Source organism: Pseudomonas sp. p99-361 (assembly GCF_003935475.1).
GTDB classification, from domain to species: domain Bacteria; phylum Pseudomonadota; class Gammaproteobacteria; order Pseudomonadales; family Pseudomonadaceae; genus Aquipseudomonas; species Aquipseudomonas juntendi.
The window spans coordinates 1-14,883 of record NZ_RHQO01000025.1 but is presented as its reverse complement, the minus strand read 5'-3'; the positions used below and the strand labels follow the sequence as shown (position 1 = coordinate 14,883).

The following is a 14,883-nucleotide window of genomic DNA, read 5'->3' as shown; positions in this document are numbered from 1 at the left end:
CAACAGCTGTTCATGCCCCCGGTGGCCGCGGGTTCACACGCGAATACGTCAGCTCAGGCAACGAGGCTGCATGCTCGGGCGTATTCGCGGGGTAACCCGCTTCTGCATGGGTTGTGGTGCCTGTTGCTGCTTTGTTTCGCCCTCGATACCCTGGCCGCCCCCACCCATGCCCTCACGGTGTACGGCGAAGCCCCCCGCTACGGCGCCAGTTTCCAGCATTTCGACTATGTGAACCCCAGCGCCCCCAAGGGCGGCATGCTGCGCCGCTCGGCCATCGAGATTGGCCAGTTCGACCATATCCTGCCGTACATCGACAAAGGCATTGGTGTCAGCCAGGTCGATGGCCTGTTGTTCGCACCCCTGGCCGTGCGCTCATTCGACGAACCCTACACCGTCTATGGGCTGATCGCCCGGCGCATGGAGCGTGGCCCGGATGACGCCTGGCTGCGTTTCGATATCGACCCACGGGCGACCTTTGCCGACGGCAAGCCGGTGCGCGCCGAAGACGTGCGCTTCACCTACGACCTGCTGATGAGCAAAGGCAGCCTGACCTACCGCACCCAGTTCGCCGACGTCAGCGCGGTGACCGTGGAAGGCCCGCGCAGCATCCGCTTCGACTTCAAGCCCGGACACGGCCGTACCCTGGCGCTGGACCTGGCCAGTTTGCCCGTGCTCCCCGAGCACGACTGGCAGCAACGCGATTTCGCCAACGGGGCCGGCTTCGACAAACCGGTCGGCAGTGGGCCCTACCGCATCGGCCAGATCGACAATGGCCGCAGCATCACCTTCGAGCGTGACCCTACCTGGTGGGCCCGTGACCTGCCGGCCAGCCGTGGCCGCTACAATTTCGCCAAACTGCGCATCGAGTACTTCGGCGACACCGAGGTGGCGCGCCAGGTGCTCAAGGGCGGGGGCTACGATTACAACCGCGAGTTCTCCGCAACCGCCTACACCCTGGGTTACAACGGCGCCTCACTGGACGACGGTCGCCTGCAGCGGGCCCACCTGGGCCCGGCCAAACCGCAGGTCGCCCAGGGCTTCGTGTTCAACCTGGACCGGCCGCAGTTCAAGGACCGCCGTGTGCGTCAGGCACTGGGCATGCTCTGGGACTTCGAGTGGAGCAACCGGCAGATGATGCGCAACCTGTACATCCGTCAGCAGAGCGTGTTCTCCAATACCCCGCTGGCCGCCCGCCAGCTACCCGATACCGGCGAGCTGAAACTGCTCGAACCGCTGCGTGGCCAGGTGCCGCAGGAAGTCTTCGACCACGTGTTCACGGCACCGGTCACTGACGGCTCGGGAATCATCCGCGCCCAGCAGTTGCAAGCCCTGGCCCTGCTGCAGCAGGCCGGCTGGCATGCCGATGGCGACCGCCTGGTCAACCGCGAAGGTCAGCCCCTGACGTTCACCTTCCTCAACGGCCAGGCCGGCATGGAGCGCCTGCTGTTGCCCTGGAAGCGCAACCTGGCACAGATCGGCGTTACCCTGAATATCCGTAACGTCGACTCGGCGCAGTACGTCAACCGGCTGATGGCCCGTGACTACGACATGGTCGTGACCGGCTACCCGGTGACGCTGTCCCCCGGTGCCGAGCTGTACAACTACTTCGGCTCGGCCGCTGCCCACGACCCCGGTTCGAACAACCTGATGGTGCTGCAGGACCCGGCCGTCGACCACCTGATCGACGGCCTGGTACGCGCTGCCAGCGAGGCCGACATGCTGCGCCACGCTCACGCCCTGGACCGGGTGCTTCAGTGGAATTACTACTGGATCCCCAACTACTACCCGCCAGGCAGCTCTACCGTCTGGTGGAACCGCTTCGGCTTGCCCAAGGTTCCGGCCACCTACGATGAAGGCCTGGACACCTGGTGGGAGATCAGCCCAACGGCGCTGACCAATGAACAGATGGCCATACGCCGGAACGCCGCCCCATGACCCGCTACCTGTTGCGCCGCCTGCTGCTGATCATCCCGACCTTGCTGGCGATTCTGCTGGTCAACTTCGTCATCGTGCAGGCCGCGCCAGGGGGCCCGGTGGAACAAGCCGTGGCGCGCCTGCAAGGCATCGGCGGTGGCGCCCCCGGTGCGCGCTCGGAGGTTGTGCACGGTGAATCACGCGCCACCCGCGGGCTCGACCCCAAACTGATCGAAGATATCAAGCGCCAGTACGGCTTCGACAAGTCAGCGCCCGAGCGCCTTTGGCTGATGCTGGGCCAGTATGCCCGGCTGGACTTCGGCAACAGTTTTTTCCGGGGTGCCAAGGTCACCGACCTGATCCTCGACAAACTGCCGGTCACCCTGTCGCTGGGCTTCTGGGCCACGCTGATCACCTACCTGGTGTCCATCCCCCTGGGCATTCGCAAGGCGGTGCGCCACGGCAGCCACTTCGATGCCTGGAGCAGCGCACTGATCGTGGTCGGCTACGCCCTGCCCTCGTTCCTGTTCGCCCTGTTGCTGATCGTGGTGTTTGCCGGCGGCACTTCGCTGAACTGGTTTCCGGTGCGTGGCCTGGTTTCCGACAACTTCGACGAGCTGAGCCTGCTCGGCAAGGTGGCCGACTACTTCTGGCACCTGGTACTGCCCGTCGGCGCCCTGGTGATCGGCGGGTTCGCCACCCTCACCTTGCTGACCAAGAATGCCTTCCTCGACGAAATTTCGCGCCAGTACGTGGTCACCGCCCGCGCCAAGGGCCTGAGTGAGCGGCGGGTGCTCTACGGCCATGTATTGCGCAACGCCATGCTGCTGGTGGTGGCCGGGCTACCACAGGCACTGATCAGCGTGTTCTTTGCCGGCTCGCTGCTGATCGAGGTGATTTTCTCACTGGATGGCCTGGGCCGCATGAGCTACGACGCCGCCGTGTCCCGCGACTACCCTATCGTCTTCGGTACGTTGTTCATCTTCACCTTGGCAGGGCTGCTGATCCGCCTGATCGGCGACTTGGCCTACACCTTGCTGGACCCGCGCATCGACTTCGACACGAGGGCACACTGATGCTGTCGCCTGTGGCGCGCCGGCGCCTGCAACGCTTTCGCCGCAACCGCCTGGGCTGGGTCTCGCTGTGGGTATTCGCCGCCCTGCTGTCGCTGAGCCTGGGCGCCGAGCTGGTGGCCAACGACAAGCCGTTGCTACTGGGCTACCAGGGCGAACTGTACGTACCGGCGCTCAAGCGTTATACCGAGCAGCAATTTGGCGGCCAGCTGCCGTTCCAGCCCGACTACCGCAGCGCCTACGTGCGCAAGCTGATCGAGGACCAGGGCGGCTGGATGCTGTTCGCACCGATCCCGTTCAGCGCCGACACCCCGAACTACGACTTGCAGGTCCCAACGCCCAGCCCACCGAGCAGCAGCAACTGGCTGGGTACCGATGACCAGGGCCGTGATGTGCTGGCCCGGGTGTTGTATGGCACGCGGGTGTCTTTGCTGTTTGCCTTTGCCCTGACCGTGATCAGCGTGGTCATCGGGGTGACGGCAGGCGCCCTGCAGGGCTACCACGGCGGCTGGGTCGACCTGTTCGGCCAGCGCCTGCTGGAGGTATGGTCCGGGCTGCCGGTGTTGTACCTGCTGATCATCCTCAGCGGGTTCGTCGAGCCGGATTTCTGGTGGCTGCTGGGGATCATGGCGCTGTTTTCATGGCTGACCCTGGTCGACGTGGTGCGGGCCGAGTTCCTGCGGGGGCGCAACCTGGAATACGTCAAGGCAGCCCGGGCGCTGGGTTTGCCAGACAGCCAGGTCATGCTGCGGCATATCTTGCCCAATGCCTTGAATGCCACACTGACCTACGTGCCGTTCATGCTCACCGGGGCCATCACCACGCTGACCGCGCTGGACTTCCTCGGTTTCGGCATGCCCGCGGGCAGCGCCTCGCTGGGGGAGTTGGTGACCCAGGGCAAGCAACACCTGGAGGCACCGTGGCTGGGCTTTACCGCGTTCTTTGCCCTGGCGCTGATCTTGTCGCTGCTGGTGTTCATCGGCGATGCCTTGCGGCAGGCGTTTGACCCGAAGGGCTGACGTTTCAGGCAAGGTGCCGGCGCGGGCAAACAACGTATTCAGGACTTTTTCCATGCACGACAGCGACAGCCTTAAGGACTACCCCCACGTTCGACAACTGGCGATCCGTTCGTTGTTCGAGATCATCGAACAGTCCAGCGAGGGTACGGTGATCGTCGACCGCCAGGCGCGTATCGCCTGGATGAACGAACGCTATGCCCGGCGCTTTGGCCTGGCCGACGCGGCCAGTGCGATTGGCCAGCCCTGCGAAGCAGTGATCCCCGGTAGCCTGATGCGCGAGGTGGTGAGCAATGGCCGGCCGATCCTGCTGGACATGCTGGACACGCCGAACGAGCCGTTGGTGGTCATGCGCCTGCCTATCCACGACGACCAGGGCGCGCTGATCGGCGCCATCGGTTTTGCCCTGTTCGATCAATTGCGTAGCCTGTCGCCGTTGCTCAAGCGTTATTCGAGCATGCAGCAGGAACTTGCCTCGACCCGCTCGCAACTGCGCGCCCGCCAGGCCAAATACAGCTTTGCGCAGTTCGTTGGCAGCAGCGCTGCCAGCCTGGAAGCCAAGCGCCGTGCGCGGCGCGGTGCAGGCAGTGACTCGCCGGTGCTGTTGCTGGGCGAGACGGGCACGGGCAAGGAGTTGCTGGCGCACGCCATCCACGCCGCCTCGGCCCGGGCGCACAAAGCGTTCGTCAGCATCAACAGCGCCGCCATCCCGGAAACACTGCTGGAGGCCGAGTTCTTCGGCACCGCGCCCGGTGCCTTTACCGGGGCGGACCGCAAAGGCCGCAGCGGCAAGCTGCAACTGGCCGAAGGCGGCACATTGTTCCTCGATGAAATCGGCGACATGCCACTGGCCTTGCAAAGCAAGCTGCTGCGGGTGCTGCAGGAAAAGGAATACGAGCCGGTGGGGTCGAACCAGATGCTGCGCACCGACGTGCGCATCATTGCGGCCACGTCCATCGACCTGCAGGCGGCCATGGCCCGCGGCGCATTCCGCGCCGACCTGTACTACCGGCTGAACGTGTTACCGATCGAAGTACCCCCGCTGCGGCAGCGGCTGGAGGACCTGCCGGCGTTATGCGAGGCCGTGCTGGCAGAGCTGGGCAGCCAGTACGAGCTGGAAACCGAGGCGCAGCAACTGCTGGCACGCCATGCCTGGCCGGGGAATATCCGTGAACTGCGCAACGTGCTGGAGCGGGCGACCTTGCTGGCCGATCAACCGCGCCTGGGGGTGGCGGACTTGCGTGCAGCGTTGGGGCCGTTGAGTCCGCTGTCGGCGGCACCGGTGCGCCAGACCTACCGCGAGGCGTGCGAGGCATTCGAGCGCTCACTGATCGCCGGGGCGTTGGCGGACCATGCGGGCAACGTGCCGCAGGCGGCAAAGGCGCTGGGGCTGGGGCGCTCTACCCTGTACAAGAAGATGGTGGCGCTTGGTCTCTGAGCAGAGACTTTTGTCTCTTTTTAGAGATAGCGGAACAAGCTCGGTTGTGCAGGCAGGCAGCGTGCAAATCTGGGAGGAGATGGTGCGTACGCTTGAACAACAAAATCTCAAAACAGAGACTGAAACACTGCAAAAAATAAAAACTCGATGTAAATCAATAAGTTAAAAATTGGCACGATATCCGCTTTCTCCTGCAAACCGATAACAACAAGACTCATCCAGGAGACACCCGATGACCGTGCTCATCGCCCTTGCCGCGCTGGCCCTGCTGATGCTGGCCGCCTACCGCGGCTACAGCGTCATACTTTTCGCCCCGATCGCCGCCCTCGGCGCCGTTCTGCTCACTGACCCGTCCGCCGTTGCCCCCGCCTTCACCGGGGTGTTCATGGAAAAAATGGTGGGCTTCATCAAGCTGTATTTCCCGGTGTTCCTGCTGGGTGCGGTGTTCGGCAAACTGATCGAGCTGTCCGGCTTTTCCCGCTCGATCGTGGCCGCTGCCATCCGCCTGCTCGGCACTCGCCAGGCCATGCTGGTGATCGTGCTGGTCTGTGCGTTGCTGACCTACGGCGGCGTCTCGCTGTTCGTGGTGGTGTTTGCGGTATACCCGTTTGCGGCCGAGATGTTCCGCCAGAGCAACATCCCCAAACGGCTGATCCCGGCCACCATTGCCTTGGGGGCGTTTTCATTCACCATGGACGCCCTGCCCGGTACCCCGCAGATCCAGAACATCATCCCCAGCACCTTTTTCAACACCACCGCCTGGGCCGCACCCTGGCTGGGCCTGATCGGCACACTGTTCGTGTTCTGCACCGGCATGGCCTACCTGCAGCGCCAGCGCAACAAAGCCCAGCGTGCCGGTGAAGGGTATGGCACCGACTTGCGCAACGAACCGGAAACCGCTGCCGACCTGAGGTTGCCCAACCCCTGGCTGGCGATATCCCCGTTGATGCTGGTGGGGGTGATGAACCTGCTGTTCACCCACTGGATCCCGCAGTGGTACGGCGCCAGCCACAGCTTGCAACTGCCCGGCATGAGTGCCCCAGTGAACAGCGACGTGGCCAAGCTGACCGCCATCTGGGCGGTACAGGCAGCATTGCTGGTCGGCATCCTGATGGTGCTGGCATGTGCCTTCGGCGCCATCCGCAGCCGTTTGGCCGAAGGCACCAAAAGTGCTGTCGGCGGCGCCTTGCTGGCAGCCATGAACACGGCCTCGGAGTATGGCTTTGGCGCAGTGATCGCCTCGCTGCCTGGCTTCCTGGTGCTGGCCGATGCCCTGCGCGGCATCCCCAACCCCCTGGTCAATGAAGCCATCACCGTCACCCTGTTGGCCGGGATCACCGGCTCTGCCTCGGGCGGCATGAGTATTGCGCTGGCCGCCATGGGTGACACCTTCATCGCCGCCGCCCATGCCGCCAATATTCCGCTCGAGGTGCTGCACCGGGTAGCGGCCATGGCCAGCGGCGGCATGGACACCCTGCCGCACAACGGCGCGGTGATCACCCTGCTGGCAGTCACCGGCCTGACCCACCGGGAAGCCTACAAGGATATTTTCGGTATTACCCTGATCAAGACCCTGGCAGTGTTCGTGGTAATTGCCACGTTCTACGCCACTGGCATTGTCTAAGGAGCACTGCATGACCCTCAACGGCAAGACTGCACTCGTGACCGGCTCGACCAGCGGCATCGGCCTGGGTATCGCCCAGGTACTGGCCCGGGCCGGTGCCAACATCGTCCTCAACGGCTTTGGCGACCCGGCACCCGCCCTGGCGGAAATTGCCCGGCACGGGGTAAAAGCCATCCATCACCCGGCCGACCTGGCCGAGGTCGCCCAGATCGAGGCATTGTTCGCCGCGGCCGAGCGCGAGTTCGGCGGCGTCGACATCCTGGTCAACAACGCTGGTATCCAGCATGTGGCCCCGGTCGAACGGTTTCCGGTGCAAAGCTGGGACAAGATCATAGCGCTCAACCTGTCGGCGGTCTTCCATGGCACACGCCTGGCGCTGCCGGGCATGCGCGCGCGCAACTGGGGGCGCATCATCAACATTGCCTCCGTGCATGGCCTGGTCGGTTCGACCGGCAAGGCGGCGTACGTGGCCGCCAAGCATGGCGTGGTGGGCCTGACCAAGGTCGTGGGCCTGGAAACCGCCACCAGCCCTGTCACCTGCAACGCCATTTGCCCGGGCTGGGTGCTGACCCCGCTGGTGCAGCAACAGATCGATGACCGTGCCGCCAACGGTGGCGATGCGCTGCAGGCGCAACATGACCTGCTGGCGGAAAAGCAACCTTCGCTGGCCTTCGTTACCCCGCAGCACCTGGGCGAGCTTGTGCTTTTCCTGTGCAGCGAAGCGGGTAGCCAGGTGCGTGGTGCCGCCTGGAACGTTGACGGGGGCTGGTTGGCCCAGTGACGCAGGCTCCCGCGGTGGTTGGCACCGGTTTTTGCCGGTGTTTGCCGCCGAAGCGGCTGCTGGCTGATGCGCTGTCAGCGGTGCGAGAGCACCGCCCACGGGGCTGGGCGAAACGCCACAAACACGCAGCAATCAGGCATAATGCGCGCTTTTCGCCCCCCCCCGAAGTACAGGTAATCCATGAAAGCTCAAGCCCGCCATATTCTGGTCAAGACCGCTGACGAAGCCGAAAAGCTCAAGCAGCGTATCGCCAATGGCGAGGCGTTCGACGTGCTGGCTAAAAAGTTCTCGACTTGCCCGTCCGGCAAACGGGGCGGCGACCTGGGTGAAGTCCGCCCAGGGCAAATGGTCGGCGCCATCGACCAGGTCATCTTCAAGAAGCCCCTGCGCGTGGTACACGGCCCGATCAAGAGCAAGTTCGGCTACCACCTGGTGCAAACCTTCTACCGCGACTAACGCACTGGCCCTGTGCCACCTGACATTTACAGCTTACTACCCGGGTTGAACCCTAGCGACGCGCCACCAGTAGGCCGAGGCCAGCGCAACCCAACAGCGAGGCGCTGACCCGGTTGAACAGGCGCCGCGGGCCTGGCTGGCTGAACCAGCGCTGCAGGTAGGCGCCAAGGCCTGCATAGAGGGCGATCGCGGCCCATTCCAGCACCAGGAACAGCGCTCCCAGCCAGAGGAACTGCTCACTGACCGGCATACGACTGTCGACGGTTACGAACTGCGGCAGGAACGCAGTGAAAATCAGGATCGCCTTCGGGTTGCCGGCCGCTACGAAGCATTCCTGCCGCGCCAGGTGCCACATGCCCCGCAGCTCACCGCCGGTGCTCGCAGCCACGCCCACCGGAGCCCGCCACAGTTGCCAGGCAATGTAGAACAGGTAACCCGCGCCCACCACTTTGATGGCCAGAAACAGGTATTCACTGGTATGCAGCACCACCGCCAGGCCCATGGCCGCCAGCGCGATCATGCCACTGAACGCCAGGATGCGCCCGGCACCGGCCACACAGGCGGTGCGCAGCCCGTAGCGGCTGGCGTTGTGCAGCGACAGCAGGTTGTTCGGCCCCGGGGCCATGTTCAGGGCGAAGCAGGCGGGGATGAAGAGCAGCAGGCTCGATAAGTCCATTGTTGTTTTCCTTTGGCAGCAGGCGCCTATTTCGGCGGGCCCGGGGCCATTCGGTCAAGTTACAGCCAGCGATAAAAACTGTACAGGTGCCTTGCAGCTGTTACCCTGCCGACAACCCCGAGGAGCGCATAATGCCCCGTACCCACGCCGCACTGTGGCGCGACCCGAACCTGCCACATGTGGAAAGCCGGCGCGCCTGCCATAGCCGCGCCTGCTACAAAGCCCACAGCCACCCGACATTCTCCATCGGCGCAGTGGATGCTGGCCTCAGCCTGTTCAGCGGCGCTGGCGGCGGGCAGGCGCGGTTGACACCTGGAACCCTGGTGCTGGTCCCGCCCCGGCGCGTACATGCCTGCAACCCCGCACCCGGCTATGCCTGGAGCTACCAGATGCTGCATGTGGATGCCCGCTGGCTGTCGCAACTGCGCCTGGAGTCGGAACTGGGTGACGGCGGGGCTGGTGCCCCTGCGCGTATTTGCCGGGAGGCCGTGCTGTATCAACAATTCTGCGAGCTGAACGACCTGCTGTTCTCCACCGCCAGCAGTGCAGAGAAGGACGCGGCGCTGGTTGCCTTTCTCGGTGACCTGGACTTTGCCGCGCAGCTGCCGCTGGCACCGGCACCGGCATTGGCGGCTACGGCCCTGAGCGGCTTGATCGCAAGGATCGAAGCCCAGGATCCGGCACAGTTGAGCCTTGCGGTACTGGCGCGGGAGGCCGGGCTTGGGCGCTATCAGTTGATTCGTGCGTTTCGTGCAGCCACCGGTTTCACCCCCCATGCTTACCTGCTCAACGCCAGGGTCAACCTTGGGCGGCAGCTGCTGGGCAAAGGGCAGGCACTGGCAGAGGTGGCCTACCGGTTGGGGTTTGCCGACCAGAGCCATTTCCAGCGGGTGTTCAAGGCTCATGTGGGGGTGACACCGGGGCAGTATCGCGGCGCTTGAAGGTGCACAGCCGCGAGGCTGACCCATGGGGCCCCTGCAATATTCTTCAATACGCCATGCCAGCCCGGCAGCAGACTGCGGCCTTTAACGCAGAGCAGCCCGGCCCATGCAAATATTCCTGATCGTCGCCCTCGCCCATTTCCTTGCACTGCTATCGCCAGGCCCGGACTTCTTCCTGGTCGCACGCACGTCGGTCAGCAGCGGCTGGCGTAGCGCCAGCGGCGTGTGCCTGGGTATCGCCCTGGCCAATGGTGCGTTCATCACCGTGGCCTTCACCGGCTTGTCGATGCTCCAGGAAGGCAGCCCATTGTTTGCCAGCCTGCAACTGGTCGGTGCCCTCTACCTGGTGTACATCGGTACGCTGTTCCTGCGCCATGCAGGGCATACCCGCCTGACTGCGGCCGTTGGCAAGCACACTGGGCCAGGGTGGTCGCAGGGGCTGGGCATGGGTTTGCTGTCTGCCCTTCTCAACCCCAAGAACGCACTGTTCTACGCGAGCCTGGCCAGTATGGTGGGCAGCGCCAGTGCCGGCTGGAAAGCCGCTTGCGCGCTGTGGATGTTCGGTGTGGTGCTGCTGTGGGACCTGCTGATCGCCGTGGCCATCGGCAACCAGCGGGTACTGCGGCGCTTCGCGCGCTGGCTGCCGTGGCTGGAACGCAGCTCCGGGATCATGCTGGTGCTCTTGGGCGCGGCGGTACTGTTACACCTGGCCTGGCGCTGACCAGCTTCAGGCTGCGCATGTCCACCAAGGTGAAGTGGCCGCTGGCCCAGCCGCCAGTGTCCAGGTGCCAGACATTGCCCAGCAGCGTGGCCTGCGGCACCGGCGTGTGGCCCACCAGCAAGGCGCGCAGGCCTTGCACCGGCTCGGTATCGCCAGCCCTGAGTCGCCGCCGCGACCACTGGCATACTTGCCTGACTTTGGGGTCATCCAGCAGCTCCAGCCACGTTCTCAATTGCAGCCAATCGGCAGTCGGGCTGTCGGCATGCAGCAGGCCGACCAGGCCTGCCGCACTTTCAACCTCGATCGCAATCGGCAGTTGCTCGAAACGTTCGACGAAGCGCAGTTGCTCGGCCCGCGGCAGGTCGATGAACCAACCGCCGCCAGCTTCGCGGTACATGGCCAGGTCCAGTTTCCCACCCCGCACGCGGGTAATGGCCAAGGCCTCATGATTGCCTTGCACGGCATGAAACCAAGGCTTGGCCAGCCACTCCAGGGCCGCCTCGTTGTCTGGCCCGCGGTCGACCAGGTCGCCCACGCTGAACAGGCGGTCCACGGCGGGGTCGAAACCCACCGCATCCAGGCATTGCTGCAGGCGCTGGAAATGGCCGTGAATATCGCCCACTGCCAGGTCGCGGCCCCGCAGGTTGGCGATCATGCGCCGTAACCGTCCCATCTCACTGTTCCTCTGCTGGCGCTGCCCAGGCAGGGATGAAAGGCTGACGGACCCGGCCTCCCCCCGCACGCATCGCACCCTTGATGAACAGCATGGCACAACCTGCTCCAAGCGCGCAGGTCGCGGGCCACTTTCGCCCCTTGTGCTCGCTGAACGCCCCTTCACTGGTACAGGCGTCGTGGCCGATAGTATGCTGGCGGCTTCAACCTCTACCAGGGAAGGGTTTACATGAAGCTGTGCGCCGTACAACTGGCATCGCTCAAAGGCGAGGTCTCAGCCAACCTGCAGCGCCATCTGGCCTGCATCGAACAGGCTGCAGCGCTTGGCGCCGAACTGGTGGTGTTTCCCGAGTTGTCGCTGACCGGCTATGAGCCCAGTGTGGCACGCCAGGCGGCCATGCCGGCGCTGATGGCGAACTGCATCGGCGAAGGCCTCATCGTCGATACCTGCCAGGCCAATGCCATTGCCCTGCCACTGGATCCGGTATGACCTATTTCGTACTGGCCGTGCTCAGCTATGCCTGTGCCTACTACCTGACCGGCCTGATCATCCGGGGGCAAATGGCCGACGTGGCCGAGCATTTGCGTCACCGGCCCGACGCGCCAACACCCGGCGCCTACCTGCGTGAAGTGCAACAGGCTGCGCGGCGGGCCCACCGGCACTACACCCTGATGGCAGGTTCGGTACTGGCGGTGCTGGCTTGCCTGATCGCCAGCTGGTTCGGTTGAACCGCTAAAGGTCCAGCGCCAGGCTCTGCCGCCCTTCCAGCGCCAGCAGGTATTGCTTGGCCGCCAGCCCGCCGGCAAACCCGGTCAAGTTGCCCGATGCACCGATGACCCGGTGGCAAGGCGCGATGATCGAGATGGGGTTGCGGCCATTGGCCGCGCCCACTGCACGCACCGCACCGGGGTTGCCGAGCTGCCGGGCAATCTCGGCGTAGCTGCGGGTTTCACCGAAGGGTATGGCCAGCAACGCGGCCCACACCTGGCGCTGGAACCCGGTACCGGCAAAATCCAGCGGCAGCTCGAACTGTCGGCGCTTGCCGCTGAAGTACTCACCCAGTTGGCGAGCGGTTTCCAGCAGCACCGGGCACTGATCGTCACGGTGCAGTGCGCCCAGGCGCACGCGGTTTTCGCGCTCGTTCTCCCACAGCACGGCTGCCAGGCGATCGCCGCGCGCTACCAGGGTAAGCGTGCCCACAGGCGATTGCATCATGGTGAATGCGCTGGACATCAGCGGGCTCCTGCAGATTGCGATGCCGCCACTGTAAAGATCCACCGTCTGTGGCGCATCCGCTTTCTTGCTCGGGTAACTGCACAGCAGGCACTGATCCGCACCGGACGGGCGGACTGAGGCGTCCACACTATCACTTTGTGATTAACCCTAATCGAACTGAGTCACGGGTTCTTTTGATGGGTCGAGAATTATGAATGAAGTCAATTCATGAGGTGAACCATGACCATCGTGGCAGAAACGCTCGCCCAGCTCGCCCAGGCTCTCAAGGCTCAGGGGGCGCGGCGCATCGCGGACCTTACCTTCATCCGTGCGCCCTATCGCTGCGGCAAGCGCTGGATATGCAGTGTGGTACGCCGAGGGGCCGGGCGCAAACTGATCAAGCAGTCGTAAGCCCGGTTGAAACCTGGCGCGGTCTGAAAGGACCCAGCCGCGCTCGGCGCTGTTTCAGTCCAGGCATTCCTTGGCCGCCTGGCGCAACTTGTCCCCGGACAAGAAACTGCCTTTGTAGAACGTAGCACGGCTGCCTTCGCCTGAATCGATCACCTCCAGTACATCGTCACTGGCCACGGCACTGGATGCCGTCAGTCGATAGCCATGGGCAATCGATTTCTGCGTGGCTTGCGGAGCCACAGCCTGCCATTTCGGCAAGACGCAGGCCGCATATTCCTGGGGCGTTTTCGAACTGAGCTTGCTGGCCGTCGGCTTGCCAGGCGTCGCACAACCGGCGAGGCCGGCGATTAACAATGAACTGATAAAAATACGAAAAGTATGCATTTGCAATTGACTCGTATGGATATGCTGCATTCTAACGAGACCGATACCGACTGACCAATCAACCAAAGTCTGGCCGTGAGAAGCCTGTTGTTCACCGGCAGCACGTCACGGCGACTATTTGCTTATAACGACGGAACGAATTGAATCCGCTCCGCTTCTGATGAGCAACAGGCAGCGCGATTCGGGCTGGCCTGTTCACTTACCTTGACTCAGTGCTCGCTTCGTTCAGGAGATTGCCATGCTCTGGTGGCTGGAACTACTCACCCAATATGCAACCGCCACTGGCTTGGCTGTCCTCTGCATCCTGGTGTTCTGGGCTTTTGGGCTGGCGTTCGGACGCGCCTATCTGAAGTTGCTTTCTGCCTTGTTAGCCACCATGCTGCTGATGATCGCCGCGTTCCCGCACGGCGTGGACTTCGCCTTGAGGAATCACCTCACCCCGGGCGACGCCAGCGCCCTGCTATTGTTCATTGCCGACGCATCGGGCGTAATCACCGCGGTGCTGCTGGCCTCGTTCTTCTTCGATCCGGAACTGTTGCTGGATGAGACCTGATCACTTAGGCCTGCCTTTGCTGACCCCAGGCGCAACAGCATCCGACAATCAGGCCCCCGCATTATGGAAACGCTTCGCACTATCAAGTCAGATCTGGTCAGAACAGCAGATCACCTGGACCAGCTTAGCCAGACCATGAGTGGCCATGTGCGCTTCATGCTGGCTCGCGGCAGTTCGCCAGGCGACATCGATGTCACCGCGCACGTGCGCGCTATTGATGGGGTTGCGGAGCAATTGCGCGCCGTTGCTGCGAGAATGGACGGCGGCGAGGGCGCAGGTGAAAGCTGGCCGCAGCGCCAGCCTAGCGAAACTTGAGCTTCACGACTTTACTGAGTGCCCAGCCGCTGAAAACGTAGAATGCGTCCAGATAAAAACGGCCTGCATAATTGGGCAACGGCGCGTTGTTCAGCAGCACATCAGGATCAGGCGTTGGCGGAAACAGCGCATAAATACCATTGGGCAGCACTGCCAGTGTCAGCAACAACAGGTAAGTCGATACTTGCAACAGGGTGGCCCGGCTGCCGAACCTGACCGACCATTTCAAACCGTAATAGGCTACCAGGCCGGCCACCGGCAATACCCAGAAATGCGTTGGGATTCCAATGAACATTTCGGCGACAACGCTTCTTGCTTCCACCCGCTGCTCTCCATTCAAACTGCTTTAATAGTGCGTAATGCTGTATCACCCGTTAAGGGGCTGCTGGGCAACCCATCGCAGGTAAGCCCGCGCTCATAGAACAATACATAACTCATTGATTTAGCCAGGCCCTTGGGGCAGCGGGCATGTCGAGGCGTCAAACCGCCGCGAACACCGGCGTAGCCGGTGCCAGCCACCGCGTTGGCTTCTTCGCGGGCACGCCCGCTCTCACACAGGCCGCGTCGCGCTTACGAATTGAGCTCTCTGCGCGACAGCGCAGCCCATCGCAGGCGAGCCAGCTCCCACAGGGATCGCCTTAGGGCTGACAGGTGTTTGCCACAAGGTATGGCAGCGCCTGTTAGAGCGAGCG

18 protein-coding genes and 1 pseudogene are annotated in these 14,883 nt (G+C 63.5%); 14 read left to right on the top strand and 5 right to left on the bottom strand.

Going from position 1 to position 14,883, the window contains the following annotated elements:
• The first annotated feature begins 6 nt into the window (after positions 1-6).
• From EGJ22_RS13315 to EGJ22_RS13285, 7 genes are all read left to right on the top strand, one after another.
• The gene (locus tag EGJ22_RS13315; protein ID WP_371921049.1) at positions 7-1,935 is read left to right on the top strand and encodes an extracellular solute-binding protein; all 1,929 of its coding nucleotides are present in this window, start codon (positions 7-9) and stop codon (positions 1,933-1,935) included.
• On the top strand, positions 1,932-2,990 hold the full coding sequence (locus EGJ22_RS13310) for a microcin C ABC transporter permease YejB (protein WP_029884861.1): 1,059 nt from the start codon (positions 1,932-1,934) through the stop codon (positions 2,988-2,990). The genes EGJ22_RS13315 and EGJ22_RS13310 overlap by 4 nt, the downstream gene beginning before the upstream one ends.
• Entirely contained in the window at positions 2,990-4,006 is a 1,017-nt protein-coding gene (locus EGJ22_RS13305) for an ABC transporter permease (protein WP_009686642.1), read from the top strand. The genes EGJ22_RS13310 and EGJ22_RS13305 overlap by 1 nt, the downstream gene beginning before the upstream one ends.
• Before the next feature lie 52 nt (positions 4,007-4,058).
• Positions 4,059-5,441 (top strand): sigma-54-dependent Fis family transcriptional regulator, encoded by a 1,383-nt coding sequence (locus tag EGJ22_RS13300; RefSeq protein ID WP_029884862.1) that lies wholly within the window; start codon positions 4,059-4,061, stop codon positions 5,439-5,441.
• Between the two features lie 232 nt (positions 5,442-5,673).
• A complete protein-coding gene (locus EGJ22_RS13295; RefSeq protein ID WP_009686639.1) occupies positions 5,674-7,065 on the top strand; it encodes a GntP family permease in 1,392 nt (463 codons plus the stop codon).
• Between the two features lie 10 nt (positions 7,066-7,075).
• A complete protein-coding gene (gene hbdH / locus EGJ22_RS13290) occupies positions 7,076-7,846 on the top strand; it encodes a 3-hydroxybutyrate dehydrogenase (protein WP_009686638.1) in 771 nt (256 codons plus the stop codon).
• 180 nt (positions 7,847-8,026) lie between these two features.
• Positions 8,027-8,302: a peptidylprolyl isomerase gene (locus EGJ22_RS13285; RefSeq protein WP_009686637.1), complete on the top strand. Its 276-nt coding sequence runs from the start codon at positions 8,027-8,029 to the stop codon at positions 8,300-8,302.
• A 52-nt stretch (positions 8,303-8,354) separates the two neighbouring features.
• On the opposite strand, the gene EGJ22_RS13280 is transcribed toward EGJ22_RS13285, so the two are convergent.
• On the bottom strand, positions 8,355-8,978 hold the full coding sequence (locus EGJ22_RS13280) for a LysE family translocator (RefSeq protein WP_009686636.1): 624 nt from the start codon (positions 8,976-8,978) through the stop codon (positions 8,355-8,357).
• Between the two features lie 131 nt (positions 8,979-9,109).
• Between EGJ22_RS13280 and EGJ22_RS13275 the strand changes: the two genes are divergently transcribed.
• Complete coding sequence (locus tag EGJ22_RS13275) at positions 9,110-9,919, top strand: AraC family transcriptional regulator (RefSeq protein WP_029885214.1); 810 nt, start codon at positions 9,110-9,112, stop codon at positions 9,917-9,919.
• A 106-nt stretch (positions 9,920-10,025) separates the two neighbouring features.
• Positions 10,026-10,640 carry a LysE family translocator gene (locus tag EGJ22_RS13270; RefSeq protein ID WP_029885215.1) on the top strand — a complete coding sequence of 205 codons (615 nt, stop codon included), beginning with the start codon at positions 10,026-10,028 and terminating at the stop codon, positions 10,638-10,640.
• Here the strand turns inward: EGJ22_RS13270 and EGJ22_RS13265 are convergent.
• Positions 10,588-11,313 (bottom strand): metallophosphoesterase, encoded by a 726-nt coding sequence (locus EGJ22_RS13265; RefSeq protein ID WP_029885216.1) that lies wholly within the window; start codon positions 11,311-11,313, stop codon positions 10,588-10,590. The two genes, EGJ22_RS13270 and EGJ22_RS13265, sit on opposite strands and share 53 nt — an antisense overlap.
• 228 nt (positions 11,314-11,541) lie before the next feature.
• On the opposite strand from EGJ22_RS13265, the pseudogene EGJ22_RS13260 reads away from it, so the two are divergent.
• Both EGJ22_RS13260 and EGJ22_RS13255 read left to right on the top strand, forming a co-directional pair.
• Positions 11,542-11,790 (top strand): annotated as a pseudogene (locus EGJ22_RS13260) (nitrilase-related carbon-nitrogen hydrolase); the annotation flags it as partial.
• 8 nt (positions 11,791-11,798) lie between these two features.
• A complete protein-coding gene (locus EGJ22_RS13255) occupies positions 11,799-12,041 on the top strand; it encodes a hypothetical protein (RefSeq protein WP_029885218.1) in 243 nt (80 codons plus the stop codon).
• 4 nt (positions 12,042-12,045) lie between these two features.
• On the opposite strand, the gene EGJ22_RS13250 is transcribed toward EGJ22_RS13255, so the two are convergent.
• Positions 12,046-12,546: a methylated-DNA--[protein]-cysteine S-methyltransferase gene (locus EGJ22_RS13250; protein ID WP_029885219.1), complete on the bottom strand. Its 501-nt coding sequence runs from the start codon at positions 12,544-12,546 to the stop codon at positions 12,046-12,048.
• Positions 12,547-12,768: 222 nt separating this feature from the next.
• On the opposite strand from EGJ22_RS13250, the gene EGJ22_RS26150 reads away from it, so the two are divergent.
• A complete protein-coding gene (locus EGJ22_RS26150; RefSeq protein WP_009686627.1) occupies positions 12,769-12,939 on the top strand; it encodes a hypothetical protein in 171 nt (56 codons plus the stop codon).
• 54 nt (positions 12,940-12,993) lie between these two features.
• Here EGJ22_RS26150 and EGJ22_RS13245 read toward each other — a convergent pair whose 3' ends face one another.
• Complete coding sequence (locus tag EGJ22_RS13245) at positions 12,994-13,353, bottom strand: hypothetical protein (protein WP_029885220.1); 360 nt, start codon at positions 13,351-13,353, stop codon at positions 12,994-12,996.
• Between the two features lie 208 nt (positions 13,354-13,561).
• On the opposite strand from EGJ22_RS13245, the gene EGJ22_RS13240 reads away from it, so the two are divergent.
• Positions 13,562-13,876, top strand: a complete 315-nt coding sequence (locus EGJ22_RS13240; RefSeq protein ID WP_029885221.1) for a hypothetical protein — start codon at positions 13,562-13,564, stop codon at positions 13,874-13,876.
• Positions 13,877-13,939: 63 nt separating this feature from the next.
• Positions 13,940-14,191, top strand: coding sequence for a hypothetical protein (locus EGJ22_RS13235; protein ID WP_029885222.1), 252 nt, complete (start codon positions 13,940-13,942; stop codon positions 14,189-14,191).
• Here the strand turns inward: EGJ22_RS13235 and EGJ22_RS13230 are convergent.
• The gene (locus tag EGJ22_RS13230) at positions 14,178-14,486 is read right to left on the bottom strand and encodes a hypothetical protein (RefSeq protein WP_029885223.1); all 309 of its coding nucleotides are present in this window, start codon (positions 14,484-14,486) and stop codon (positions 14,178-14,180) included. The two genes, EGJ22_RS13235 and EGJ22_RS13230, sit on opposite strands and share 14 nt — an antisense overlap.
• Between the last annotated feature and the right edge of the window lie 397 nt (positions 14,487-14,883).